Origin of the sequence: Spirosoma soli, from assembly GCF_042684525.1 — a bacterium.
In the GTDB taxonomy this organism is placed as follows: Bacteria; Bacteroidota; Bacteroidia; order Cytophagales; family Spirosomataceae; genus Spirosoma; species Spirosoma soli.
Window position 1 is genome coordinate 64,024 of the sequence record NZ_JBHULN010000019.1, and the last position, 26,726, is coordinate 90,749.

Consider the following 26,726-nt stretch of genomic DNA (forward strand, 5'->3'; position numbering starts at 1 on the left):
TTGAAGGAGTTATGACAACGATTCAACTAGATATACAAGACGACCTTATTCACGAACTCGGTTTAGGGGCGGTCAGGCAGTTACTGGAAGAGGAGTTAGCGTATCAACGCTTTAAACTCCTTGAAGGACGTATCCAGGAGGCTATGCATCAGGCCGAGAACATAAACTGGGAAGATGAGTTTGAGCAGGCAAGGCAGCAAGCTTTTGATGAATACCTACAGAAGCGTAGGTCGGTCTCATGAATCAATATGTACTGGATGCTAACGTGTTATTCAGTGGCGTCATGAGTCAGAAGGCTATTTACAGGGCTATGTTTGATCAGGACAAGTATTATACGCCTGACTTTGTATTAGCCGAATTGAATAATTACCGTAAAGTTTTTCTTAAGAAATCAGCCGTAAAGGGAACGGATCTGAAAGAGTTTACTCTCTTTTTATTTTCAAGAATCGTTGTCGTTCCTGATTATGTCATTACCCCAGATTCGTACACCCGTGCGGAATTGCTTGTGGCGGATATTGACCCTAAGGATGTAGCCTATGTTGCGCTTAACGAAGAGTTAGGGACAACTTTACTTACCCGGGACAAACCACTGTATGATGGACTTAGAGCAAAAGGCTACATGCGAATTAGGCTCTTTAATGACTTTATTGCTGAAGAGATAACCGCTCAGGGAGGACAATGAAGCAACTTCTCCCCGGTCTTCTCTTTGCTGCCCTCTGGGCCTCAGCTTCTGTTGCGACTAAATTTGGTGTGCAATCGGTGCATCCGCTTATTCTGGCTAACGTTCGCTTTTTCATTGCCGGGCTTGGCATGCTACTGTTTGCGTATGGTATTCAGCGGACAAAGAACGCTTGGCCAGTTGGTGTTGAGTGGCGTCAGCTGACCATTTTCGCGCTGCTGAATACAACCATTTACCTCGGAACCTTCGTACTGGCACTTAAGCAGGTATCTGCCGGGATTGGTAGCTTATCGACGGCGACAAATCCGTTGTTTATTACTCTTTTGTCCGCAATCTGGCTGCGTCGAATGCCACGGATAAGTGAGATAGTAGGGTTGTTTTTAGGACTTATTGGGGTGGGTATCGCTACGTATCCGCTTCTCGGAAATAGTTACGCTACCCTTGAAGGACTGCTGATTCTACTCGGCGGCATGATTTCCGTTTCGGCCGCAACGGTCTATTACGCCCGCATTAAGTGGCGGCTGCCTGATCTGGTTATCAATGGCTGGCAGGTGCTGATCGGTGGTATATTGCTCCTGCCATTTACCCTGTTCTTTGCCGATTTCAAGACATCCCACTACGATGAACGGTTCTGGCTATCGGTGCTCTGGCTGATTCTACCCGTTTCCGTTGCGGCCCTGCAACTCTGGTTCTACCTGGTTCGGCAAGACGCCGTTCGGGCTTCCCTGTGGCTGTTTCTCTGCCCAATTTTTGGCTTTCTGTATTCTTACCTGCTTATGGGGGAACCCATTACGGTTTACACCATCGTTGGGACGGGCTTAGTGATCGGCGGGTTATATCTGGGGAGAAAGTAGCCTGGCCGGGCCGCCGGTGTGGGACCAGCGGCCTCGTCCGGGTAGCCCTCCAGACTAATACTACAGGAAAAAATAGTAGCTACTCCATTGGCTTCAGCTACCCGGATCGAAGTTTATACTGCAATTACGCTTGCCCGATACGTTGCGTCTTCAGTTGAGCATTAAGTTCATGCTGCTTATTCTCAGCCAAAAGTTTGGCCTGTTCGGGCCAGGATGTGGCGTCGTAGATGCGATAATGAGCACCAGCCTCAGAAAGAATTTCCCGGATGCGCTCGACAGGGGTTTCGGCCAGTTGGGAGAAGCGTTCAATACCAGCTTGTATTAATACGTCGGCAACGTTAGGACCAATACCTTTGATTTCCACGAACCGATCGACACTACTTACATTCGGTTTGTCTGTTGGCTCTTCGATAATGGTTAGCTCAATGTTGGTGCCGTCGGCTTGGTTGACAATGTCGACTACTTCGACCGCTGCGCCATCCATGGCATCTACCCTGTCGGACAGCTCCGTAACAAAGCCGGTTGAACTGACGTATACGTCAAAAGTTGTGTTCGAATCAATGACGTCGCCTACCGGAGCATCACTGTCCTCGTTGTCGTTCATTGGTAGGCCTTGAGCCTGGTCGTAACTGCCATCATGGGCTTGCTCTTCAGTGTTCGGTCGTCGCGTCGTCATAATACGTTGAGTTAAGTATAGGCCGCCAAAATTGACCTGACGTCATATTTCCTAAACTCAACCACGAACGTATTGTTAAAGCCTGTTGCGTTTCGGTTACTGCTTCAGTACGGTCATTTCAACGCGTCGGTTCAGTTGCCGAGTCGATTCGAAGTTGTTACTAGCAATGGGGCGCGTTGGGCCGTAGCCGCGCGTTGTAATGCGGTTGGCTGCCACACCACTCTTAACCAGATACTCTTTCACTAAGTCTACCCGTTGCTTAGACAGGCGGACGTTTTCGTCAAAATCACCCTGGTTGTCTGTGTGGCCCGCTAATTCGATTTCTGCCGTTGGATTCTTATTCATGAATTCGAGCAGTTGTTCCAATGCCGGTTGGGCGTCGGGTAGCAACTCAGCCTTGCTTTGCACGAACTGAATAGCGCGTAGCTGGGTAACCTTACCGGTTGGAGCCACCACCAGGGGGGGCGTATAAACGACTTTAGCATCGAGCGTCTTGGGCGGGGTTACCCTTGGTGCAGCAGCCGACTGGTTTGTTGACGCCACCTGAGCCGATGATACCGTTGGCGGTGGGCTGGCAGGAGTAGTCGAGGATGAGGCTACCGTGTTCTGAGCTGTCTGCGTTGTGCTGGCGGGCTTTGTGCCGGTGCGGTATAGATAGGTTGGTTGTCTGCGAAGCCAAGTAGCTTTGGGTGATGAAAAACCTTGCTGTTCGCTATGGGGTTCGTAGCCTTCAGCTTCGAATGAGATTAGATACGGTTGCTTCGGGTCAAGGGTGAATTGAAACGCACCATTGGTTGTAATAACCTGCTGTGCCCGCATTGTTCCAGCCTGACTTTTAACACTGATTTTAGCACCAACGACAGGCTTCCGAGTAGCCGCGTCAACCACAGTTCCTTCTAACGAGGCAGTTCCATCAGTTGGCGGAGCCGAAGTTCGGGCTTGCCCCCAGCTTGTTGAAACTAATGGTCTACCTAAGACCAGACAACTAAAAACTACTAAATATTTTATCCACTTCATCGTATACAGCCAACGTAGAAAACTGCCCCAAAAGTACGTTTAAATGCGTAAAAATAGCGCCTTTCACTGGTTTATAAATAGCTCATGTCAAGTGCTGATTTTAGGTATAAAAATACCTTATAAGTAGCTGATTATTAGCGGTGTTAAGGGGTGGAAATATTTCACAAAAATCGAACCATGGAACCCTCTTTTTCGTTAGTAAAGTATGACACAGAGAACCAACGTGACGATGCATTCCCCGGACGCTCAGACACCGTTTGTACCGGCTCCTGCAGGCAATTCGCCGGTTGATGAGAACTGGCGAAAGTCTATTCCGGCGCAGGTGTTTCTGAACCATTTTTTTGCGATGGATTACCATATCCAGCACCAGAACGATCTTTTCGATGTCGCTAAATTTCCCATATTTCAGCAGTTCTATGGGCGCGTGACTGACGAAAGTCGAAAGGCACTGGAGAAGTTACTGTTGAATAGCTGGAGTGCCGAGTATGCGTTACGCATTACGCCCGTTGTTAATGACGAGCAGTATTTGCAGAGTTCGCTTCACTGGACATTCCCGCAGGCATATTATAGCGCGTTATTCAGTGCACGTGCGTTTCTGGCCGTGCAGGGAGTTAACGTTAGCAATGAGGAGTTGATTCGCAAGCGGATCGGCAACATGGTGGTGCGTGGGTATTATCCCGCTTCTATTGGCTATTATGCGCTTGGTCCAATTAATAGCTATCGTATTCAGCGTTTGCCCATGGCGAAGCGGTTTAGTGTGGCGGCTAAGACCGACTTATTGTTGCCATCGCGGTCTGGTTCGGCGCAGGCTGAGTTAGCCCAATTCCTGAAAACAACCCGCGATCAGCGCGTGAAGGCGTTACGTAACGCCATCCAGAATAATCCCAAGACGGCGTTACGTAGTCCGAAGACAGGTGAGATTCTGCAGAAGTTTAGCGTTGAGCAATACAAGCAGTTGGCGAAGCAAATCGGTTATACTACCTACTTCGACATGCTGAGCCGGTTACGCATTTCATCGACCAATCGGGAAATCGAGCGGTTTGTTGATTCGGAGATTGATGTAAAACTGTTTCACCAGAGCTTAGTGAATATTGTGGCTCACGTCAATGCCGTTCACGAAGCGTATATTGCTAAAGCGATGGGTATGAACGCCTATCGGCAGTTGGTGGCCAAGTTGCCATCTTATCTGCAAGAGAGCTTTGTTCGTGAGCGCATGAACACGGTGATTGCCCCCATGATAGAGCCTCAGCAAGAGGAGCCGTCAATGCGGATGGCTGCCTAAGTACGGACTTCGAATGACAACACCCTGGCCAGCTTAAGAGCTGGCCTTTTTGTTTTTGGCTGTTTTTACTGAAGGCAGTTGTTTATGCACGTAGTATATGAAGTTCACATCTTAACCTGACATGAACTTCGTGTTTTGTAAGGATACCGTTTATTAAATTATGCGCTTATCCTATTGACCGCCAGCCTATTTTAGAGGGAAACATAACCTTTTCTTCCTCTTATGAAAAAACGTGTACTACAAATTGCTGCCTTCGCCGTTGGTTTACTGGCTCTTGTTGTCGTTGCCAGTCTGGCTTATGTGAAGCTTGCCTTACCTAACGTTGGCCCTCCACCAACCATTGCCATACGTCCTACCGCAGAACAGGTTGAACACGGCCGCTACTTAGCAAACCATGTGGCATCGTGCATGGATTGCCATTCAACTCGCGACTTCTCAAAACTGGCCGGTCCTATGGTAGCCGGTACGGAAGGGAAAGGTGGAGAGGGGTTCCTTCGTGAGGCTGGTTTCCCGGGTAATTATTACGCGCCGAATCTTACCCCTACTCATCTGGGTGACTGGACAGATGGCGAGATTTATCAGGCCATCACAACAGGTGTCAGTCGGGACGGACGGGCGTTGTTTCCGGTGATGCCCTATAAAAACTACGCGCAGATGGACCCCGATGACATTAAAGACATCATTGCTTATCTGCGAAGCCTCAAACCCATTAAGAACACAATTCCAGCGTCGGAGCCAGATTTTCCAATGAATTTCATCATCAATACGTTGCCCGCGAAAAGTGAAGGAGGGAAACGGCCAGCGCCGAGCGACCGTATCGCTTATGGGCGGTATATGACTACGTTTGCGGCTTGTGCCGAATGCCATACGCCCGTTGATAAACAAGGGCAACCCTTGCCAGGAATGGATTTTGCCGGAGGTCGCGAGTTTCCGATGCCAACGGGAACCGTACGTTCGGCGAATATAACCGCGGCTAAGTCGGGTATTGAGTCATGGACCCGTGACACGTTCATCGCCCGGTTTAGGTCTTATGCTAATGGCGAGACCCAACCCGATGTGCACGAGGGGCAGGCGAACTCTATCATGCCCTGGACAATGTTTGCACACATGAGCGATCAGGACTTGGGCGCGATTTATGATTACCTACGCACGCTGAAGCCGGTTGAAAATAAGATGGAGCGGTTTACGCCTAAAGCGAGTATGGTAGCGGAACGCTGATTGAAATAAAGCCAAGTGCCTTAACAAAAAGACCCGTAGTAATCTGCTACGGGTCTTTTTGTTAGACTCATTGCTGTATGTTGGTCTCTTTTGCCTCAGGCAGACCAGTCGACTGCAGCTCTTTACTTAAGATGAAGATACGAAACGTTACGCTGTTTTGACCAAGTCAACCAGGGTTTCAATCCAGATGGGACTGTCGTTGAGGCTCTCGACCAACTGCCAGTGTTGCCCGCCTGCTTTCTCGAACAGCTCTTTGTATTCTTCGCCTACTTCAATGGTCGTTTCCAGACAATCGGCTACAAAAGCGGGCGAGAACGCCAGCACGCTCTTGGCTCCTTTAGCGACTAGCTCAGGAATGACATTGTCGGTGTATGGTTTAATCCAGGGATCGCTACCTAACCGAGACTGGAAGCTGGTCGTGTATTTGCCTTCCGGAATGCCCAGAGCCCGCACTAACCGACGCGTTGTTTCGAAACACTGCGCCCGGTAGCAATGCTGATTCATAGCGTTTAGTGTTCCGCAGCACTCACCAAACCGGCACACACTTTTCGTTACGTCGCCTTTCCGGATCTGGCTTTCTGGCAAACCGTGGTAGCTGAACAGGAAATGGTCGTAGTCGTGTTGAGCCATATACTTTCGGCCCAGCTGGGCGAAGCCTTCAATGAACTTTGGATGGTCGAGAAAGCGGTTAACAAAGCGTATCTGCGGGATCACCTGCCACTCTTTGACGATGTCCATTACCTTTTCGTACACCGAACCCGTTGAGGCCGACGCATACTGCGGAAAGAAAGGAATGACAACAATGTCGGTCAGGCCAAGCCGCTGAAACTCTGCTAGCCCAGCCTGAATGCTTGGGCTTTGGTAACGCATGGCCAGTTTAACAACGTAATCATCACCCAGAGCCCGTTGTAAGTCGCGTTCGACAACCTCGCCGTAGTATTTCAACGGTGAGCCCGTTTCGGCCCAGAGCTGCTTATACACTTTAGCTGATTTAGGGGCTCGAAACGGCGCAATGATTCCGTTAACGAGCAAAAAACGCGGGATAAGCGGAATATCAATCACCCGGCCATCCATCAAAAATTCACGTAAATATTTGCGCACATCCGGGACGGCCGGGCTGTCGGGTGTTCCGAGATTAACAATCAAAACGCCCGTTTTGCCGAGGGGCTTCGACCCGGCGATGGGCGGCTGTAAAACAGGTGCTTCCATGATGGGAAAACAGTGATTTTTGAAAGTTAGTTTGCTGAACGATCCAGTAGAAAAGTAGAGCGGTGAAGTAAGTAAAATGAGTCTGATGGAGTGATCTGCCACACAACTAATTGCCTTTACTACCGTATTTGATCCACTCACTTCGCCTGCGGATACCGGCTCAGGTCAGTGCGGGTAAAATCGCTGAACACTTCGCCTGGTAAGCCCGTGAAAACCATAATGTCGGTTAAGTCGCGATCCCCTCGTTCGCCCGAAAGCAGAATTTTACCATGTTTTTGATAATCGCCCCACGGGAGCGTAAAACGGGGCTGCTCATCCGTGTACTTGGGGTAGTGCGCCCACTGCGTTACCAGGTGCGATTGTTTGTCAACCCAGATATGGTATTTATTGTCAGGCGTTAGACCAACCCCTTTAAACGTCATCTGAATCACGTCGGCGGGTTTTCCTTCTTTGGTGGCTTCTTCCCCGATGTATTTGAGCGTAACCCCAGCGTCTTTGAGCTTGAACGGCATAACGAGCCAGTACGAGTCGTTAATCCAGGCAGCCTTGCCCTGCTTAACATACTTGGTAACGGAGTCGGGGGCAGTAACCTCTTCGCCTTTTCGGAATACGCGACCCTGGTCGTTGTTTACATTCAGCAATATGGTTTGATCGTCCTTTAGATTATCGATCCGTACGTTGCCTGTCCACTTGTCCCACACGAGTCGGCGATTCCCGAAGAAATTCCAGGAAATCAAATGGGTTTCATCCCACGCTTTACGCCCGCCCATGGCCTTAATAACCTGGTCGGCAATTTGCACCGCGCGAGCGTCGGAACCTGCCTTGTCGAAACTGGGTGCAGACGAACTAGGATTTGTTCCGGACTGAGCAAAGGCGACCGCGCCGTTGAGTAACAAGAGATATAAAAAAAGTTGAGGTGTCTTCATGTATGCGGTAGATTGTACTTACAAAAGTAGAACACGTAGCGCTATGTTTGGTTTGATAAGATTTAGATTTGTATAGAAATTATTGATGTTATATTCGTGGTGCATGAGTCAGACGTTCCTCTGTACTCAGCCAGAACCGCGAGCTTTTGCCTTACTCTGCGCAGATTGTTATGACGCTCTCCCAACTTGAGTATATAGTGGCTATTGATACATTCCGGCATTTTGCCACCGCTGCCGACAATTGTCACGTTACCCAGCCAACATTGAGCATGCAAATTCAAAAGCTTGAAGATGAGCTGGGCGTCCTGATTTTCGATCGCTCCAAGCAGCCCGTGGTACCCACTGAAACCGGACAAACTATTCTGGCCCAGGCGCGGGATGTATTGCGGGCGGCCCGGCGCATTCCCGAAATCGTTAGTGAATCAAAAGACGATTTTCGGGGCGATCTCAAGATTGGAATCATTCCCACACTGGCACCCTATCTGCTCCCGTATTTCATCAGTGAATTTGTGGGTAAGTACCCTGCCGTATCGGTGCAGATCCAGGAGTTAATGACCGAGCAAATCGTGGAGCGGCTCAAAAATGGTCTGATCGATGTAGGTTTGGTGGTGACTCCGCTGGCCGAGAATGGTATAACCGAGATTCCCTTATTTCGCGAGCCGTTTGTTGTCTATGCAGCCGATGCCCACAACTTATTGACCAAAACAGTCGTTACCGCATCTGACCTGCGAACCGATGGATTATGGCTGCTGACAGAAGGTCATTGCTTTCGTAATCAGGTGATTAATCTGTGTGGGGCCGACCGCCCTACCAATGGCACACCAACCGTACAGCGCCCGACACTCCAGTACGAAACCGGCTCGCTCGAAACGCTCATGAAGCTGATTGACAGGCAGGACGGTTTTACGTTATTGCCTTACCTGGCCACACTCGATATGGACCCTGCCCGTCGGTCGCGGCTTCGGCCATTCGCGGCTCCACAGCCCGTACGAGAGGTGAGTCTGGTTATGCACCGCAGTTTCTTGAAGCGCAAGATGATCAATGCGCTCAAACACGAAATTTTGGTGCACCTTCCCGCCGAACTGATCGGTGCTGAGAAACAGGACAAGCTGGTGAGGCTATAAGGCGGCTGGTGGCACTAAACCGTGGGATATGATAGATGGCATAAGGATTTATTATTGATATTAAAAAGCCTTATCTTTCACCACGCTACCTATCCAGGCTTTTTTGACAAGCCTTACCAAGCCTTACTATGAAACGAGACAACTAAAACCGGAAACTATACGACCCTAACGTTTACATGAGTATTCAGAACCTCGGTACGTGTACCAGAGGAATTTATTACATACTAAGTACATGGGTTCGCCGAAAGGATTTGGCGCCATGTAGTTGGCTACTAGTTTATTACGTTGGTTTGTGCTGGGCGTTCGTTACCCACTCAACCGGGGCCTCGGCTCAGGCTATAGCCAATACGTTTGATCATCTGTCGGTAAAAGATGGCCTTTCTCATAGTTCAGTCAACTGCATTCTCCAGGACCGGGAGGGGTTTATGTGGTTTGGAACGCATAGTGGTCTCAATAAGTACGACGGGTACACGTTCACCGTATTTCAGCCTGACCCGACCAATCCAGCGCGCAGTTTCCTGAATAATCGCATCATGGGCTTATGCGAAGACCGGGATAATCGCTTATGGGCGGTTACGGAAGGGGGTGGGCTACACGAGATAAATAAAAAAACGGGTCAGGTTACACCCCATCCGATTCAGACGCACCGCGCTAACCGATGGAATAATCAATTATCGGTTTATCAGGATCATCAGGGCATACTGTGGGTTAGCGCCTATGATGGACTGGCCCGCTACAATCCCGAAACGCACCACTTTCAACTTTACCCATCGCCCCAACCCGAAACCCCCGTTAAAAGCGTTTTTGAAGATCGTCAGCGTCGGCTTTGGGTAGCGACGGCTAAGGGATTATATCAGTTCGATCGCAAAACAGGTCGGTTTTCGCTATTAGCCGCGCCAACGGCGATTCAGCCTGTTTTTAACTCGTTTTATCTGGATGATCAGAATATGCTCTGGCTAGGTTCCGCCAGCGATGGTGTATTCCAGCTTAACCTACGCCGTCGGCCGCTACAACTTGTAGGCTATAACCCAGAGGGTAAACTAAATCGGTACGTCTATTTGAACGCCGTTCAGCGCGATGCGCAGGGCGTATTGTGGGTAGGCACAACTGAAGGATTGCAACGTGTTGACGTAAACAAGCACCAGGTTACAACCTATCGCCCTAATTCGACTGCTTCAACCGGCCTGAGCAGTAAAGATGCGCAGGCCATTTACCACGATCGTACCGGTACGTTATGGATCGGCACCAACAATGGGATTGACCGGCAGGTGAGGAATACCAAGCCCTTTGTGGTCTATCAGATCGAACCCGCTACCGGAACGGCCAACCTGCCGCAAAACAGAGTTAACGTAGTGCTAGTAGATAACGAGAGCCGTCTCTGGCTCAGCAATCAGCAGGTCGTTTACCGAATGAGCCCCCAACAAAACCAGCCCGACGTGGTACCGTCTCAGCAGCTTGGCGTTATAGGGCAGCACGGAAACTCGGTTTCCTCGTTTCTGGCCGACGGATCGGCCGGCATATGGCTGGGTAGTTGGGATGGCCTCTATCGGTTCGACGCTTTACAGAATCGATACATCGGCTATCCGTCTGAAATTCACGCTCAGTTTCTCTCGCGCGGTTCAACGGGCGATGTCTGGATAGGTGGTGAAGGTGGCATTGCGTCGTTTAACCCGCATACACTCCAATACAGGTACTATAAATACAACCCGGCAGACACCGCTGGCTTACCCGATAAGTTTGTGTATTCAATACTGGCCAGCCGAACCGGTGATGTTTGGGTGGGTGTTAATGGAAAAGGCATTAGCCGACTTAACCCCAAAACGGGCCGTTTTACCCATTACCCAGTCGGAACAGGGGCAGGGCAGCTGAACAACAGCGAAGTTCTGGCTTTTTACGAAGATGAACAGGGAATTATTTGGGTAGGAACGAACCAGGGAGGATTGAACCGCCTGGACCCACGGACGGGTGTATTTACCCATATCACAACGCAGGATGGGCTGCCGACGAATCATATCTCGGCCATTGTGAGCGACAAGAGTGGCCGGTTGTGGTTAGGCACGAGTCGGGGGCTTTGCCGATTCGATCCGCGGACAAAGGCGGTTCGTAATTATGACAGTAACGATGGCTTGCCGAGCAACGAAATTCCGGAAAATGCGGTTTGTCGGCACAACAGCCGGCTGTATTTCGGTACGATGAATGGGCTCATACATTTCGATCCAGATAGTGTCCGGGATGATACACGGCCGTTTCCTGTATGCATTACTGGCTTTAAAGTGCTGGATCAGAACCGACCGTTATTAAGCGAGTCGGTCAATTTGCCGTATGACGAGAATTTTCTGGCGTTTGAATTTGCGGCCCTTACCTACCTATTGCCCGAGAAAAATCAGTATGCCTATCAGCTAGTAGGTATTGACAAAACATGGGTACAGAGCGGAAGCCGTCGCTTTGCCAGCTACCCGAATTTGCCGCCTGGTAACTACACCTTTCGTGTGAAGGCCGCGAACAGCGACGGCATCTGGAACAATACCGGAACCGCAGTCCAGATACACATTCAACCACCCTGGTGGGCAACCTGGTGGGCATATAGCGTCTATGCCTTGTTGTTTGGAGGAGCCGTTTGGGCATTCATACGTTTTCAAACCAGCCGCATCCGGCAGCGGCAGGAAATGGAGCTTAATCGTCGGCAGGCCGAACAATTGAAAGCCGTTGATGAGGTGAAGACTCGCTTTTTCTCAAACATCACCCATGAATTTCGCACGCCCTTATCGCTCATTGTCTCTCCGCTTGAAAAATTACTACAAGGTGGCCGACTTGAGCCGTCAACGTATCGTACGTTATCGTTAGTGCAGCGTAATGCTCACCAGCTACTTCAGCTCATTAACCAGTTACTGGATTTGTCGAAGCTGGAGGCAGGTAGCATGACAGCTTCATTGAAGCGGGGTACTATAGACGAATACGTAGAGCCACTTGTTGAATCGTTCCGGGAGGCCGCCGAGCACAAAAGTGTAACCCTGACGTATACCGCAGCAGGACTTAAGCAAGACTACCTGTTTGATGCTGATAAATGGGGGAAAATTCTGACGAACTTGTTGTCGAATGCGTTAAAATTCACACCCGCTGGTGGACAAATAACGGTTACGTCTCATTTGCTCTTTTCGCCTACTGATGAAGAGCCACAAGTACAAATTGTTGTCGCGGATACGGGTATCGGCATCCCCGCTGAACACCTGCCTCATGTCTTTGACCGCTTCTATCAGGTAGACGATTCGCGCACCCGCGCTTATGAAGGAACGGGTATTGGGTTAGCGTTGGTAAAAGAGCTTACCGAATTAATGAAGGGAACAATTGGAGTAGAGAGCCAACGGGACTCAGGTACCGTGTTTACACTCAAGCTACCGGTCCAGATCGTACAGAAGGATACTCATGTTTCCGTAGCAGCTGTCACTCAAACGATCCATAAAGAAAGGTTCGGCATAGCCAATGAAAAGGTAGACGTTGCAGTGCTGCCTGAGCCACCGGTTGATGAATCAGAGCAACCGGTACTATTGGTTGTTGAAGATAACACCGACCTACGCGAGTTTATGACGAGCGAACTGGCGGTTTCTTACCGGGTACTGAGCGCTGTCAATGGTGAAGAGGCCTGGGCGCTGACCCAGGTTGAATTGCCCGATATCGTGATTTCCGATGTAATGATGCCTGTTATGGACGGTTATGAACTAACCCGGCTCATTAAAAACGATCCTACTACTGATCACATTGCGGTCGTCTTGTTAACGGCTAAAGCTGCCCAGGATAGCCGCATTGAAGGGTTGTTGCACGGAGCCGATGAGTACCTGACCAAACCATTTAGCTTTCACGAGCTCAATCTGCGATTGCGTAACCTGATCAATCGCCAGCAACGATTACGGGAGGAATATAGTGAGCGACTCACCCGACCTGATGCTCCACCTCCGCTGGAGTCGGAACAGACGCCGTTTATGCGTCAGATTTATGAGTTACTTGACCAGCAGCTCGAAGACACTACGTTGAGTGTAGACTGGCTGGCCGATAAGTTGGCGATGAGCCGCAAAACCCTGTATCGAAAAATCGGTGGTGTAACCCAGCTTGCTCCTAACGAACTGATTCGTCAATATCGGCTTCGTAAAGCGGCTGATCTGCTGCGCACAGGCCATAGCGTTACTGAAACGGCTTACAAAGTAGGTTTCAAAACGCCGTCGCATTTCGCCAAAGTTTTTAAAGAATTGTATGGCAAAACGCCAACAGATTTTCTCCTGGAGAATTCTACCGACCGCTAAGTCAACAAATCGGGTAAAATGTCCCAAATCGGATAGTAATTGTCCCAAACTGGATAGTACTTTTTGGTAAAAGCTAGTGACATTTGGGCAACGAAAAGCCATATGTTAATCTTCCTCTTTTACACTTTCAGGCTGAGTTGAAAATAGACAAAGATGCTTTCCGCTTTCTATCCGCGTTTGTAGTAAACAGCGTATCTGTGCGCTACGGATTTAATTCATGCCTGGTCGTTCGGAAGTGTAACCAAAAGGTTCTTCCGAACGCATCAAGGTAATCTTATGCTGAAGCGCAACGCTGAATTATTTAGTTTTGGGGTGCCGCTTCTCCCGCTCCAGCCCCAGATAAGCATCATCGAAATCGCTACCGTTTGCTACGGCATTGGTTAGAGCCGGAACACCCGCCCGCCCTACCACAGCTAGCCACCGCGATACCTCATCGGCGGCTGTTTGGTAAGCCAGCATAACGTGGCCGTAGTCACCCCCAAAAAAATCACGGGTACTTTCCAGGTCCGATAATTTCACCATCGGGTGCTCAGCAAATGGTTGTCGATGTTCTTCCTCAGAAAAGGAGGGGTTATTTTCCAGATTGTCTGGGTGCTCCCACACCGCTGGGTTGCTGAAACGGTAATCGAGCATTAAGGCCAGCCCTTCGTTAAACCACTGGGGTATCTGACGTTTAATCCGCCACCAGCCAAGTCGGGCGAAGAGCTCATCGTGGCAAAGTTCGTGGGCAATAACATCTGCATTATTGCCGTCTGGGCCTAGTATCAGATACGATGCCCCCCAGGGCGTTCCTATGCTACAACCTGCTCCTTCGCCACCCATGCAATAACGCTCGTAATCAGCTTGTTTAGGGCAATATATGATAGTAGCCTGGCCTTGCTGGCCGCCCCAGAACTGTTGAATCCGTTGGCGTGCTGTTTGGATATGGGTTCGCAGTTGTTGCTGCTGACGACGCGTTGCGGTGTGGTTAACATAGACCTTGCCTATTATGGATACCTGCCTAAACTGTGGCGACTCACCGATCCGCATACACCGCAACAAATGCGGATAAAGCAGCAAAAAACCAATCGGTAGTGCAAGTAAAAAAGGCAGTACGTAACGCAGAAACAAACGCAAAGGAATTACGATTTACGAGCCGGCTCCCCGGACGATACGAATTACGAAGGATTGAATTTAATATTGTAAGTCGTATGGGCTTACATTCTGGCCCATAAATCATAAAACATTATTTGATGTGCCTTCTTCACTGATTATTGGCGCGGGTATGGCTGGTCTGACCGCTGCCCGCGAATTAACCCATTACGGCTGGGATGTTACCGTAGTAGACAAGGGCCGTGGTGTTGGCGGACGCATGGCTACGCGACGTCTTGAGAATGCCCGGGCTGATCACGGTGCCCAATATTTTTTGGCGCATACAACTCCGTTTCAGCAGTTTGTTGAGCAGTTCGTACAGAAAGGCATCGTGACCGAATGGGATCTGAAACAAGTGAATTTACCTTCGGCTACTTCTCCATATTACATGGGCAGAGAAGGTATGAGTACAATAGCTAAAGAATTGGCCAAAGACCTGACTGTTCGTACCAATGAGAAAGCTGTACATCTTGAAAAAGAAGCAACCGGTTGGGGAATTGAAACAGAAGCGGGCACCGTTTATCGGGCCGATGCGGTGATAATCACAATCCCGGCTCCTCAAGCCTTAACTCTCCTCGACCAAAGTGGTATCGTGCTTGTGCCAGAAGACCGCTCAGCCCTTGCCGCCATTAAATACGAGCCTTGCCTTACGGTACTGGTTGCACTCAAGCAGGCTAGCCGTATTCCTGCGCCGGGTGGCGTTCGTTTTGAGAAGGGCGACGTGGCATGGATTGCCGACAACCAGCAAAAAGGCATATCGCCAAAGCAACCATCGGTCACTATTCAGGCAAGCTCCGCCTTTAGCCAGACTCATCTAGACGGTGATCTGGACAGCGTAGGGCAGACCCTGATTGCTCAGTTGCAAGAGTATTTTTCGATAGATTCGGTCGAGTCGTATCAGGTGCATCGCTGGCGGTATAGCTTTGCGAGCGAGCGGTTTCCTAGTGCTTTCTTGAAGGCACAAACTTCGTTTCCGCTTCTGTTTGGTGGAGATGGCTTCGGTCAGGGTAACCTGGCCAAGGCACGAGCAGGGGTAGAGGATGCCTTTACGTCTGGCCTGAAAATGGCCCAAACGTTAATGGAGTTGTAGCGCAGGCTTAAAGCTCGTTCTGTAGCAGTGGGGTTGTGCTTGCTGCTTGAACTACGGTATAATCACTGGGCTTCACCCGACGAGTGGCCTTGCGGTAAGACGCAGTGAGACCTGGCCAGATGGTAGTGTTCCTGCCTTGAGCGTTCAGATACCAACTTTGGCAACCCGATGCCCAGACTGTACCGGTCAACTTCTGCTGAAGGATTTTATTATAGGTTTCCTGAGCATCGGGTTTTACGTCGAGATAGGCCCCCTCACCGGCATCGTCCAGTAGCCTCAGGTAATCCAGAACATAATTAACCTGCGACTCAATCATGTGGACGATGGAATTATGACCCAAGCCCGTGTTTGGTCCGACCAGAAATAATAGATTGGGATAGCCCGACACGGTAATGCCGTAGTGAGCTTCTGCGCCGGTTGTCAGCCATTCAGTAAACAGATTACGTCCGTCACGACCAATAATCTGGAGGTCACTGATGATATCGGCAGCCACAAAGCCAGTGCTGAAAATCAAGGCGTCCACTGGTCGCTCGGTACCATCTGCTGTGATTATAGAGGTTGCTCTAACTTCGGATATGCGATCGGTAACCAGCTCAACGTTTGGTCGATTCAGGGCCGGATAGTAGTCATCCGACACTAACACGCGCTTACAGCCCAGCTTATAGGTCGGAGTAACCTTACGCCGGAGCTCAGGGTCAGCAATAGAAGCTTCGATATGCTTAATGGCTTCTTTTGTGCCGAGTTTATTGAACGTTTCGTTGCCCAGAAACGATAATCCACGCAGTTCATTAAGCCAGTAGATAAAGGAGCGATACGTTTGCTGAAGGATGGGCAAATGGCGAAATAGTCGTTGCTCGAACGGAGAGACAGCACGGTCCAGCCGGGGCGTTACGTAAGGGGCTGTGCGCTGAAAAACCGTAAGTTGAAACACGCTGGGGGCAATCTGCGGGATAATCTGAATGGCACTGGCACCCGTACCCACTACGGCTACTCGTTTGCCCGTCAGGTCGAAGCTGTGATCCCAGGCCGACGAATGAAAGGCTCGGCCGGTGAATGTGTCAAGCCCGTTTAACCTGGGAATACTCGGACGATTGAGTGGCCCGAGAGCGCCAATAACCACCCGCGCGGTATAGCTCTTCTGCTGACGATCGGTAAGTGTCCAGAAACCGTTCGATTCCGAAAATTCGGTGCGAATAATTTCGGTGTTGTAATGAATATGGGGCGCCAGGCCGTGCTGGCTAACTACGTTTTTAAGGTAAACCAGAATTTCGGGCTGGGGCGAATACAAGCGTGACCAGCCGGGATTGGGAGCGAACGATAAAGAATAGAGGTGTGAGGGTACGTCGCAGGCACAGCCCGGATACACGTTATCGCGCCAGGTACCACCGACTTCGTCAGCCCGCTCGAATAAAATAAACGATGTATTACGTTGCTGTTTTAACCGCACAGCAGCCGTCAACCCGGCAAAGCCGGTGCCAATTATTGCTACGTCAACCTCCGCTTTCATTACCCCGATCTTTGATTATGCTTCTAAACAAATTTAGCATAAAAAGACCGTACATGAATGAGCTCTAAAAAGGGCTAACTAAGTCGATGACTGATTATTAATTGAGCTACCTCGCGCCCCGTTTGCATAGCTGCGTTGAGCGACGGATAAGCCGTTTGGTCGCCACATTGATACAGCGTGGGCGATAGCTGAAGCGGTTGATGCGTACTGCCTGGACCATAGCTGGGTAGGGCCTGCGGAATGTGATAGGTACGCAAATGCTGCCATTTATGTACCTCATTCCCAAACCAATTGGTCAGTTCCTGTTTGATCCGGTCGGTCAACGAAGCTTCATTCACTGTTTCGAGCCCCTGGGTACTGACGGAGATGAGCGTTTGTGGTTCATGACGGCCGTCCGTCAGCACGTAGCTCGGGGCAACGTCAGTCATAATAGCCAGGTTATGTACGGCGGAGCTTCGCTGAGGGTTAAGCATCAGCAGCCGCTTCTTACCAGTAGGGACTAATTCTGCTCCAGCAGGGGTAGCAAAATACGTACACGTCGTATGATTGAATGACTGCGCGATAGGAGCAGGGCGCCCCAGCAGACGGGCCGCCTGAGCGGCATCGACGGCTAATACCAGTGAGTTAGCTGTAAGCGCTTCACCCGTATCTAGTATGACTTGATTACCATCAATGTGCTTAACGACCGATTTCAGCCGGATTTGATCGTTCGAAAGCCGAGCCGCCAACTGATCAGGAATGGCCCCAATGCCCTGTGCTGGCACGGCTACGTCGTCTAGGAAAAACATTCGGAAGCAGAACTCCAGGAAGTTGCTCGACGTCACCAGCGCATCTTCCAGAAAAACCCCTCCAAAAAAAGGCCGGAAAAATTGGTCGATGATTTGGGGGGTGAACCCAAACTGGTGTAAAAATTCCAGGGTAGTTGTGGCTGGTTGCTGGAACAACTCGCCGATGCTTTGGCTTTGCGTTTGGCGAATGAGTCCGGCAATCCTGAGTTTATCGCCTAATGTGCCGATCGGTGAGGTGAGTGTCTGAAACGCCGACGACGGCTCCTGAAATGGATTCAAAAACGTTACCCAATCGTTATTACTACGAATTAACGCTCCCGATCGGAACGGTTTTAGCTCAAGAGCCGAATAATTGAGCAGCCGCTGCGCTTCGGGGTAAGCCGTTAACAGGATCTGAAAGCCCCGGTCGAGTCGGAAACCATCTACCACGTCGGTACGAACGCGTCCGCCTACATGATCGGCTGCTTCTATTAGCAGGGCATCAATACCCACTTGTTTCAGATAAACAGCGCAGGTCAAGCCAGCCATGCCAGCTCCCACAATGATTACGGGCGAATCTATAGATAAAGACATAAATAATTCAAAAATCAGCTTGTGAATAAACGCCAAAATTAAATGTCATACCAACCCGTGGTCACAATACCTAGCCTACATGTAGTACTTTTTTTATATTTTTGGTATTAAACATAGTTAACAAATAAATAATCTGTTGATAATCAATGGGTAAAAATTATAAATTATTGCTTTTTTTGAGAAACTGTTAAATTTGCCAAATTGATTACGTTCTTGCTACATGAATCTCCTGATAGTAGATAACTTCGATTCGTTTACGTACATGCTGGTGGATTATCTGCGGCAGGCAGGTGCCAATTGTCGCGTGGTACGGAATAACCAATCGTTCGGTTGTTTTACTGAGGAGCCGGTCGATGCGGTCGTCTTGTCGCCAGGCCCAGGGACACCTCAGCAGGCTGGGCACCTGATGAACGTAATTGATTATTATCATCAAAAAGTGCCAATGCTGGGCGTATGTTTAGGGCATCAGGCGATTGGCGAATTCTTTGGGGCTACACTTAGTGTGGCAAAGCGGCCTATGCACGGTAAGGTATCAACTATGCAGCTGATAGCCGACGATGTGTTGTGGGATAACGTACCTGAAAAGTTTGCTGTAACGCGTTATCATTCGTTACTATTAACCGATTTGCCTGACGCGCTGGTAAGTTTAGCCGAGACTGACCAAAAGGAAGTAATGGCCTTGCGTCATATAACCCTACCCATTCGGGGCGTTCAATTTCACCCGGAAGCGGCATTAACCGAAAACGGATTGCAAATCATAAAAAACTGGATTAATTCTACAGTGTTTATAGGTAATAAAGCCGATTCCTCCTTATTAACTGCTCAATACGCATGAACTATCAGATCCGTGAAGAAGCGGGTTTCCGCTATGTAGACGAGGGCCAGGGCGAAGTATTGCTACTACTACACGGCCTGTTTGGCGCGCTTAGTAACTGGGATAGCGTTATCAACACATTTGGCGACCGCTATCGGGTTGTCATTCCGTTATTGCCAATTTATGAGATGCCGGTTCGGCAGGCCAGTCTGGAGGGGTTGGTGGCGTTTATCGAAAAGTTTGTGGCTCAAAAGTCGTTGCACGACATGACGTTGCTTGGTAACTCGCTGGGCGGGCATTTAGCTATACTTTATACATTCAAAAATCCTGATCTGGTTCGGCGGTTAGTGTTGACAGGAAGTTCGGGTTTGTTTGAAAACGGAATGGGTGGCTCGTTTCCGAAACGGGGTAGCTACGACTACATTGCGGAGCGGGTGGCTTATACGTTCTATGACCCGAAGGTAGCCTCAAAGGAGTTGATTGATGAGGTATTTGAGATTACGAGCAGCATCCCTAAATGCATGAGCATTGTAGCGATCGCTAAGTCAGCTCAGCGTAATAACGTGGCAAAAGATTTGTATCAGATTCAGGTGCCAACGCTGCTGGTATGGGGACTGAATGACACCATTACGCCCGCCGAAGTAGGACATGAGTTTAACCGCCTGATTGCCGACTCAGAACTGCATTTTATTGACAAATGCTGCCATGCACCCATGATGGAGTGTCCTGAGCGATTTAACCAGTTACTAGAAAACTGGTTGGTCCGGAACCCCCTGGCAGAGCTGGTGAGTTAATTGAGTATCTGGTTTGTCGGTAGCTCTTTGGTAAACTATTTGCTGAGCTACTAACCAATCAGTTTACTGTTTTTCACTAAGTTTTGGAAACTATGGTAGAATTTCCGTAGTTTTCTGCCATACAGTTTCCGTAAAAAACAACAAGTATGCTGGCTGCCGAACTCATAGATCCCATGCTCCCGGCTCTAAAGCCCACCGACTCAGTTGGTCAGGCTTTAGATTGGATGCAGGAGCACCGCGTCACGCAACTCGTACTGACCGATCAGAACGATTACCGGGGAGTGGTTAGTGAAGAACTGCTGATGGACGTTTCCGACGACGAGCGGTCGTTAGGGGATGTGATGCGCCTGTTTGAGCAGACGTTCGTTTACGAAGATCAACATCTGTTTGAGATTCTGGGACTGGTGATTCAGAACCATATGGACGTTGTGGCAGTGCTTAATGAAGGGCAGGAATTTACCGGTACCATATCGGCGAGCGAGTTGCTGAAACAGTTTGCGCAGGAATTGGGCGTGCAGGATGCTGGGGCTATTTTGATTCTGAGCCTTAATGAGCGCGATTATTCAATGGCGGAAATCAGCCGCCTGATCGAATCGAATAACGTAAAAGTTGTCAGCAGTTACTTTTCCAGTGCCGCGTATGGCATGCCAGATAAGTCACGACTAACCCTGAAGCTAAATCGTCGCGACATTACCCCCGTTATTTCGACGCTCGAACGGTTTGGTTATCAGATTGAAGCCGCCTTTGCCAATGCCCCCGTCGAAAGTATTGACCAGGAGCGGCTCGACTCGCTGCTTCGTTATCTAAACACCTAGTTTTGAGGTTTATAGTTCACAGTTTTCGGTTAATTAACCAAAGTAAAGTCTTCCGAATGGCTAACAGAAAACTGTGAACTATAAACCGTAAACTCTCCTCTATGAAAATCGCCATTCACGGGCGTAACTTCCCCGAATCGGCCCGGCCGTATATCCAGTCTATGTTTGAAGAACTGGCTAAACGGCAGACCGAAGTAATAATTTCGCAGGATTACCGAGACTTTCTGGATAATGCGGGCGTCGCTCATTACAGCAACGCCGTTTACACCGTTGCGGAAGGCGTTGATAATGCCGACTTCATTTTTAGCTTAGGTGGCGATGGTACACTGCTCGATGCCGTTACCCATGTCGGTGCGCGTCAGATTCCAATCATTGGCATTAACATTGGCCGACTGGGCTTTCTGGCAACGGTGGCCCCTGCCTCGGTACGATTGATGATTGACGCGCTCTTTAACGAGCAGTACAGCATTGACGAGCGAACCTTGGTTAGTGTTCGCTCCAATGTCGACATCTTCGGCGGACTCCCTTTTGGACTAAACGACTTCACTATCACCCGCACGCAAACATCGTCTATGATTACGGTGCATACGTATCTGGACGGGGAGTTTCTGAATTCCTACTGGGCTGATGGGCTGATTATTTCGACGCCTTCGGGATCAACTGGCTATTCGCTCAGTTGCGGAGGGCCAGTGTTACTTCCGCAGACGAACAACTTTATCATTACGCCCATCAGTCCGCATAACCTTAATGTCCGTCCGATGATTGTGATGGACAGCTGTCAGCTGGCTTTTGAGGTCGAAAGCCGCAGCGGCAATTTCCTGGCTGCGCTCGATTCCCGTTCGTTTACCGTCGATACATCTGCGCGCATCAGTGTTCAAAAAGAAGCCTTTAAAGCGCGGTTGGTAAAACTCAGAGACGACAATTTTTTGAATACCCTCCGAAGCAAATTAAACTGGGGGTGGGATATTCGAAATTGAGAGACTGCCAGAAAGGGTTTATGGCATTGAATATGCTGTATTGAATTTGTGGGTTGAAATGCCCAGTTATCACCCCTGACATAATTTTTACTGCCTTTTGCCAATAAAAGCATTGTGCTGGCCGTTTCGGATTTGGCTGGCCTTAGCGGTCAGTCGCGGTTGATTCACGTATTAAAGTCTCTATGAAGAAATATAAGTACCTCGTGGCGGGGGCTGCGGTAGTATGTGCGCTAGCGGGCCAGATTACGGAAAGTTTAGCACAACGACGGCCCAATACGCGCTTCGCTCCGTATTCATCAGTAAGTTTTGGGGTAGGAACGTCTACCTACTACGGTGATCTGGCTGGCTACGGTAACCCAATAAAATCAACCTTTACCTTACCCCGGTGGAACGTTGGCATAGGGTACACGCGGCAGTTTACTCCCCACTTTGCCGCTCGGGCTGCGTTTACCTGGGCGCGTATCACGGGTGACGACTATAAATACAACAAGAACGCCATCTCGAATAGCCCCGTTATTGAAGAGGATCTGATCTATTACGTTCGTAATCTGCACTTTCGTAACGACATCAAAGAGTTTGCCCTTACTGGTATCTATAATTTCATAGAAGATGGGCGTAATTCCAACGTGCGGGCAAAATTCACTCCGTACCTGTTCGGCGGTATAGCGCTGGTGGCACACAGCCCCCAGGCTCGAACACCTTACAATGAAAGCTCGGCTGATTCATCCCAGCGGTGGGTAAAGCTCCAACCCTTACATACAGAAGGACAGGGTCAACCTGGACGTGATAAACCTTACTCGCTCGTTACGGCGGCTATTCCGGTAGGTATTGGTTTTCGTTATATGATAAACGAGAACTTTAATGTTGGTGTTGAAATCGGCTACCGGTATACGTTTACTGATTACCTGGACGATGTAGGTGGCGGCTATGCGCCGGCCGGAGCATTGCAGGGACTTGCCCAGCAACTGGGTAGCCGTCGTGAAGAAGTGTTTGCGGCCCGTACGAAGAAGCATCCTAATCGGTATGATGTTCTGGTGCAAAAGTTTCAAGCCTCCGACGCTGCAACGCAGGCTGCTCTTTCTGATTTACTCACGTCACCAAATCAACAGCGTGGAGCTGATGGTATCTTAAACGATGGTTACTTGCTCACCAACTTTTCGATTCATTACATCATTCCAGGTAAAATAAAGTGTCCACCCATCAAGTAAATAGGCGATTGGCCGATTTATGCGTCGACAACGAATCAGGATGGCCCGGCTGCTGATAGCCGGGCTTTTTATCAGCCTCAGTGCGCAAGCCCAAAAAATTGAGATTGGCGGTGGTTTGGGCGGTATGCTCACTAAAGGCGATGTCTTGCCAGCGCTTAATCCGCGCTTTTACTCGCCAGCGGCTAACTTGTTTTTCCGCTACAACGCCACCAAGTCGTTCTCGTTTCGGGTAGGTATTGCCGCTGGTGGGCTACGTGGAGAAGATCGCGCGAGCAATGACCCGCTCCGTCAGGCGCGCAACTATTCGTTTCGCACCACGCTAGGTGAAGCGACCGCCGATGTGGAGTACAATTTCTTTAATTACAAGCTTCAGCCTAAAGTAAGGAACTGGACACCTTACGTGTTTGCTGGTGTTGGAATCTCTAACTTCAAGAATCAGGTAATCAAGGCCAGAGGCATTCTGAACTTCCCGTTAGGTGTCGGCTTTAAGTACGAGATTAAACGCCCATGGAGCGTTGGCTTGGAGTTCGGTACTCGTTTTACAAATAATGACTACCTGGACGGCCTGGGCGAACGAACGTTTGGGGTGACGACAAACAAATTAGGGCAGGGCAATCCTGCGCTCAGCGACAGCTACACGTATACCGCATTGACGGTGAGTTATACGTTCTACAAAATCTTCTGTCCGTAAAGTCATTATGCTGGTTAAGCCAGTGCTGCGGTAGTGCTGTTGGCTGTTGAGCGAAGTTTAGAACTTCGATCTGGCGTTAGCCGGTCTGTGACCGGAATAGCAAAAAAATACTCCTGCCATAGACCACAACGGCAACGGGTCGATTTACTCCGGTCAAAGACCGGATAATACTGGATCGAAGTCGCAGACTTCGCTCAACAGCCTCCATCAACACCCGCTCAACTATCTTATTGTTAGAATAACCACTGTTTGCCGGACACGGATCAGGCAATGTTTCGAGCTTTCGTTAAAGCCACTCAGCTACTCAAGTAAACGCCGTAATCCCACTGAATGCAGGCTATCCGTACTCTAGTCAGAAGACTTTGCTTAATTTTGGCTAATTAATCTAAGAAGGATAGTAGTGAAGATTGACGTAACTTCGTTCATGCGTGTAGCGGGTATTATGGGAGCATTGGTGGTGGGGGGACTCAATGTAGCCTCATCGCAGGTCGTTATCAGCAATTCGACCGAACCAACTGTTTACGCGTATTGTCAAAAATTTCAAACGCTATACACGCAGATTCGAGAACAACGGATACCCCCAGATTCCGCCCGATTACAGTTTAGCAGCATCATGTATGGGTTGCAGCAGCGATTCCGCAGCAACGAAAGCTACCAACAAGACTCTATCCAACGCGACAGTTTGCGTCGAACCGGCAGATACTTTGTTTTTCCATTACGAGGGTACACCGCTAGTTCAATTGGGGGCACGCACGGTGAAGGCTATCGGAGCGTTGGTTTCGACTTGTTCGATTATAACGTACGAGGGAGTCACCCGGCGCAGGATATTTTTATCAGCGACCGAAACCAGGACAACATCGATGACCGCACTGGTGGACCCGTTGACATACTGGCCATGACGAGTGGCGTAGTCGTAGGCATCGAAACGGCCTGGAAACCGGGCTCCGAATACCGCGGGGGTAATTGGATCTGGGTGTATGACCCCATGCTCCACGGACTGTTTTACTACGCACACAATAGCCAGGTAGACGTAACACCGGGGCAATGGGTGCAGGCCGGGCAGAAATTGGCTGAAATGGGGCGCACCGGTTATAATGCCTATAAAGCCCGCTCACCAACCCATCTGCACTTAATGTATCTGCAAATTAAGCCAGATGGCCTGCCACAGCCTATCAATACGTACGAATGGCTGCTCACGGCCCGCCTGTCGAAATAAGTATTTATAAAGTTGTAGAGTCACAGAGTTATACAGTTGGCTGACGCTTCATTTTCTCTATAACGTTACAACTCTATGACGTTATAACTCCCCTTTTACGACTCGCGGACCAGGTTGACGCCGGTAATGAGGAAGATCATGCCGACGATGAACGGAGCGGCCGCTTCGCCTTTTGAAACGCTCATGCCGAGCACGGGCTTACCGTCGGATAAGAAAGCCACTAAAGCAAATAGAACGACAACTACGCCCAGGATGGTGAGCGATGCGCCAAAGAAGCGCCGAAAATTGGTATTATTCTCCATGTATTCAGTTAGACAGATGTTCGTTTTCTACTGGAACAGCGCTGAGGCTGCTTAATTCGGCCAAACTTTTCGATACCGTCAGGCCCCGTTTTTTACCTTCTTCAGCCAGAAACGGATAGGCTCCTTCCAACGTATTCGGTACGATACCATCCAGAATAGCCTCACGTATTACTGTTTTAAGCTCTCCAACTTCTTTGGAGGGAGGAAGGTTAAAGGCAGCCATAATCAATTCGCCCGTAATTACGGGCTGGAAGTTGCGGAGCTTGTCGCGTTCTTCCAGGTCGTGCAGCTTTCGCTCAACCTTGTCGAAATTACGCAGGTGCTTCTGTACTTTTTCGTAATTCTTCGACGTAATATCGGCCCGGCAAAGCGCCATCAGCCCGTCCAGATCGTCACCAGCATCAACTAGCAGTCGGCGCAGGGCCGAATCGGTAATCTGTTCTTTGGTGAGCGCAATAGGACGGAGGTGGAGCCGTACAAGCTTCTGCACGAAACGCATGTGCTCGTTGAGGGGGAGCTTCATGGTTCGGAAAATACCCGGTACCCACTTGGCTCCTAAATCTTCATGTCCGTGAAATGTCCAGCCCACTTTTTGGTCAAAGCGTTTGGTAGCGGGCTTGGCAATATCATGCAGCAAGGCCGACCAGCGTAACCACAATTCATTCTCGCGCAGAACAGGCGATTTGTCGGCACGGTTGGCAATGTTGTCGAGTACCTGTAACGTATGATAAAAATTATCCTTATGTCCCTTGCCTTCGATAGTCTCAACGCCTTTTAAGGCAACCAGCTCGGGGAAAATGCGATCGAGTAAACCCGCGTGATAAAGCAGCTTAAACCCATACGAAGGCGTTGGTGACAGAATGATCTTGTTCAACTCATCCGTGACGCGCTCTCTTGAAACGATGCTGATCCGTTCGTTCATGCGTACGATCGCGTCAAAGGTATCCGGCTCAATGTCGAAGCTAAGCTGCGAAGCAAATCGAATGGCTCGCATCATCCGCAGAGGATCGTCGGAAAACGTAATTGCCGGGTCGAGTGGAGTGCGAATCATTTTACGCTTAATATCTTTCAGACCACCGAACGGGTCAATCAGCTCGCCATAATCGGCCTGATTGAGACTGATACCCATGGCGTTGATGGTGAAATCACGGCGGTTCTGGTCGTCTTCCAGTGTACCATCTTCTACAATGGGTTTGCGTGAATCGCTTCGGTACGACTCTTTACGGGCGCCGACAAATTCAACTTCCCAGTCCTGACCCTCGTGCTCGGTTCGTAGCATAGCCGTTCCAAAGCTCGGGAACTGTGACACTTTAGTATGTAACACACGGCCAACCGCTTCGGCGAGCGTAATACCACTACCGATGCAAACAACGTCGATGTCTTTAGAAGGTCGGCCTAGCACCAGGTCGCGTACGAATCCGCCGATGACGTAAGCCCGCACACCGAGTTGGTCGGCTTCACGCGCGATTAGGTCAAAGACCGGGTTTTTATGTAAGGTGTCGCTGAAATTCATAATTCACTGGTTTCGGTTTCTTCTACA

24 protein-coding genes are annotated in these 26,726 nt (G+C 49.6%); 15 read left to right on the forward strand and 9 right to left on the reverse strand.

All coding sequences use genetic code 11. From position 1 onward, the window contains the following. The first annotated feature begins 11 nt into the window (after window positions 1–11). Genes ACFSUS_RS23430 through ACFSUS_RS23440 form a run of 3 tightly spaced genes read left to right on the forward strand, consistent with a single transcriptional unit; the run spans window position 12 to window position 1,533 of the window. Window positions 12–242, forward strand: coding sequence for a hypothetical protein (locus tag ACFSUS_RS23430; protein ID WP_381526418.1), 231 nt, complete (start codon window positions 12–14; stop codon window positions 240–242). After that, window positions 239–682, forward strand: a complete 444-nt coding sequence (locus ACFSUS_RS23435) for a PIN domain-containing protein (protein ID WP_381526420.1) — start codon at window positions 239–241, stop codon at window positions 680–682. Before ACFSUS_RS23430 ends, ACFSUS_RS23435 begins: the two co-directional genes overlap by 4 nt. Then, window positions 679–1,533 (forward strand): DMT family transporter, encoded by an 855-nt coding sequence (locus tag ACFSUS_RS23440; protein WP_381526422.1) that lies wholly within the window; start codon window positions 679–681, stop codon window positions 1,531–1,533. Before ACFSUS_RS23435 ends, ACFSUS_RS23440 begins: the two co-directional genes overlap by 4 nt. A 124-nt stretch (window positions 1,534–1,657) precedes the next feature. On the opposite strand, the gene ACFSUS_RS23445 is transcribed toward ACFSUS_RS23440, so the two are convergent. Next, a complete protein-coding gene (locus ACFSUS_RS23445) occupies window positions 1,658–2,209 on the reverse strand; it encodes a hypothetical protein (RefSeq protein WP_381526424.1) in 552 nt (183 codons plus the stop codon). 96 nt (window positions 2,210–2,305) lie between these two features. Then, window positions 2,306–3,226 (reverse strand): OmpA family protein, encoded by a 921-nt coding sequence (locus ACFSUS_RS23450; RefSeq protein WP_381526426.1) that lies wholly within the window; start codon window positions 3,224–3,226, stop codon window positions 2,306–2,308. A gap of 205 nt (window positions 3,227–3,431) precedes the next feature. Between ACFSUS_RS23450 and ACFSUS_RS23455 the strand changes: the two genes are divergently transcribed. Together ACFSUS_RS23455 and ACFSUS_RS23460 are read left to right on the forward strand one after the other, a co-directional pair. After that, a complete protein-coding gene (locus ACFSUS_RS23455; RefSeq protein WP_381526428.1) occupies window positions 3,432–4,508 on the forward strand; it encodes a hypothetical protein in 1,077 nt (358 codons plus the stop codon). A gap of 222 nt (window positions 4,509–4,730) precedes the next feature. Continuing rightward, window positions 4,731–5,726, forward strand: a complete 996-nt coding sequence (locus ACFSUS_RS23460; RefSeq protein ID WP_381526430.1) for a c-type cytochrome — start codon at window positions 4,731–4,733, stop codon at window positions 5,724–5,726. 147 nt (window positions 5,727–5,873) lie between these two features. On the opposite strand, the gene hemH is transcribed toward ACFSUS_RS23460, so the two are convergent. Both hemH and ACFSUS_RS23470 read right to left on the reverse strand, forming a co-directional pair. Further along, window positions 5,874–6,935: a ferrochelatase gene (hemH, locus tag ACFSUS_RS23465; protein ID WP_381526432.1), complete on the reverse strand. Its 1,062-nt coding sequence runs from the start codon at window positions 6,933–6,935 to the stop codon at window positions 5,874–5,876. Between the two features lie 137 nt (window positions 6,936–7,072). Then, a complete protein-coding gene (locus tag ACFSUS_RS23470; RefSeq protein WP_381526434.1) occupies window positions 7,073–7,861 on the reverse strand; it encodes a hypothetical protein in 789 nt (262 codons plus the stop codon). 170 nt (window positions 7,862–8,031) lie between these two features. Between ACFSUS_RS23470 and ACFSUS_RS23475 the strand changes: the two genes are divergently transcribed. Together ACFSUS_RS23475 and ACFSUS_RS23480 are read left to right on the forward strand one after the other, a co-directional pair. Then, window positions 8,032–8,985 carry a LysR substrate-binding domain-containing protein gene (locus tag ACFSUS_RS23475; protein WP_381526437.1) on the forward strand — a complete coding sequence of 318 codons (954 nt, stop codon included), beginning with the start codon at window positions 8,032–8,034 and terminating at the stop codon, window positions 8,983–8,985. Window positions 8,986–9,161: 176 nt separating this feature from the next. Further along, the gene (locus tag ACFSUS_RS23480) at window positions 9,162–13,280 is read left to right on the forward strand and encodes a two-component regulator propeller domain-containing protein (RefSeq protein ID WP_381526438.1); all 4,119 of its coding nucleotides are present in this window, start codon (window positions 9,162–9,164) and stop codon (window positions 13,278–13,280) included. Between the two features lie 297 nt (window positions 13,281–13,577). Here ACFSUS_RS23480 and ACFSUS_RS23485 read toward each other — a convergent pair whose 3' ends face one another. Next, window positions 13,578–14,396 (reverse strand): gluzincin family metallopeptidase, encoded by an 819-nt coding sequence (locus ACFSUS_RS23485; protein ID WP_381526439.1) that lies wholly within the window; start codon window positions 14,394–14,396, stop codon window positions 13,578–13,580. A gap of 118 nt (window positions 14,397–14,514) precedes the next feature. Between ACFSUS_RS23485 and ACFSUS_RS23490 the strand changes: the two genes are divergently transcribed. After that, window positions 14,515–15,501 (forward strand): NAD(P)/FAD-dependent oxidoreductase, encoded by a 987-nt coding sequence (locus tag ACFSUS_RS23490; RefSeq protein ID WP_381526441.1) that lies wholly within the window; start codon window positions 14,515–14,517, stop codon window positions 15,499–15,501. 7 nt (window positions 15,502–15,508) lie between these two features. Here ACFSUS_RS23490 and ACFSUS_RS23495 read toward each other — a convergent pair whose 3' ends face one another. Then, complete coding sequence (locus tag ACFSUS_RS23495; protein ID WP_381526443.1) at window positions 15,509–17,008, reverse strand: flavin-containing monooxygenase; 1,500 nt, start codon at window positions 17,006–17,008, stop codon at window positions 15,509–15,511. 74 nt (window positions 17,009–17,082) lie between these two features. Next, window positions 17,083–18,369 (reverse strand): protoporphyrinogen/coproporphyrinogen oxidase, encoded by a 1,287-nt coding sequence (locus ACFSUS_RS23500; protein WP_381526445.1) that lies wholly within the window; start codon window positions 18,367–18,369, stop codon window positions 17,083–17,085. A 220-nt stretch (window positions 18,370–18,589) separates the two neighbouring features. Between ACFSUS_RS23500 and ACFSUS_RS23505 the strand changes: the two genes are divergently transcribed. From ACFSUS_RS23505 to ACFSUS_RS23535, 7 genes are all read left to right on the forward strand, one after another. After that, window positions 18,590–19,204 (forward strand): anthranilate synthase component II, encoded by a 615-nt coding sequence (locus ACFSUS_RS23505; protein WP_381526446.1) that lies wholly within the window; start codon window positions 18,590–18,592, stop codon window positions 19,202–19,204. Beyond that, the gene (locus tag ACFSUS_RS23510) at window positions 19,201–19,977 is read left to right on the forward strand and encodes an alpha/beta fold hydrolase (RefSeq protein ID WP_381526447.1); all 777 of its coding nucleotides are present in this window, start codon (window positions 19,201–19,203) and stop codon (window positions 19,975–19,977) included. The genes ACFSUS_RS23505 and ACFSUS_RS23510 overlap by 4 nt, the downstream gene beginning before the upstream one ends. A gap of 146 nt (window positions 19,978–20,123) precedes the next feature. Beyond that, on the forward strand, window positions 20,124–20,792 hold the full coding sequence (locus ACFSUS_RS23515) for a CBS domain-containing protein (protein ID WP_381526449.1): 669 nt from the start codon (window positions 20,124–20,126) through the stop codon (window positions 20,790–20,792). Window positions 20,793–20,893: 101 nt separating this feature from the next. After that, window positions 20,894–21,769 (forward strand): NAD kinase, encoded by an 876-nt coding sequence (locus tag ACFSUS_RS23520; RefSeq protein WP_381526451.1) that lies wholly within the window; start codon window positions 20,894–20,896, stop codon window positions 21,767–21,769. Window positions 21,770–21,951: 182 nt separating this feature from the next. Next, on the forward strand, window positions 21,952–22,977 hold the full coding sequence (locus ACFSUS_RS23525; RefSeq protein ID WP_381526452.1) for a DUF6089 family protein: 1,026 nt from the start codon (window positions 21,952–21,954) through the stop codon (window positions 22,975–22,977). 19 nt (window positions 22,978–22,996) lie between these two features. After that, a complete protein-coding gene (gene porG / locus ACFSUS_RS23530; protein ID WP_381526453.1) occupies window positions 22,997–23,668 on the forward strand; it encodes a type IX secretion system protein PorG in 672 nt (223 codons plus the stop codon). Window positions 23,669–24,092: 424 nt separating this feature from the next. Then, entirely contained in the window at window positions 24,093–24,884 is a 792-nt protein-coding gene (locus ACFSUS_RS23535; protein WP_381526512.1) for a M23 family metallopeptidase, read from the forward strand. 95 nt (window positions 24,885–24,979) lie between these two features. Here the strand turns inward: ACFSUS_RS23535 and ACFSUS_RS23540 are convergent, their stop codons facing one another. Both ACFSUS_RS23540 and ACFSUS_RS23545 read right to left on the reverse strand, forming a co-directional pair. Continuing rightward, window positions 24,980–25,186: a hypothetical protein gene (locus ACFSUS_RS23540; protein ID WP_381526455.1), complete on the reverse strand. Its 207-nt coding sequence runs from the start codon at window positions 25,184–25,186 to the stop codon at window positions 24,980–24,982. Between the two features lie 4 nt (window positions 25,187–25,190). Then, a complete protein-coding gene (locus tag ACFSUS_RS23545) occupies window positions 25,191–26,699 on the reverse strand; it encodes a CCA tRNA nucleotidyltransferase (RefSeq protein WP_381526457.1) in 1,509 nt (502 codons plus the stop codon). Between the last annotated feature and the right edge of the window lie 27 nt (window positions 26,700–26,726).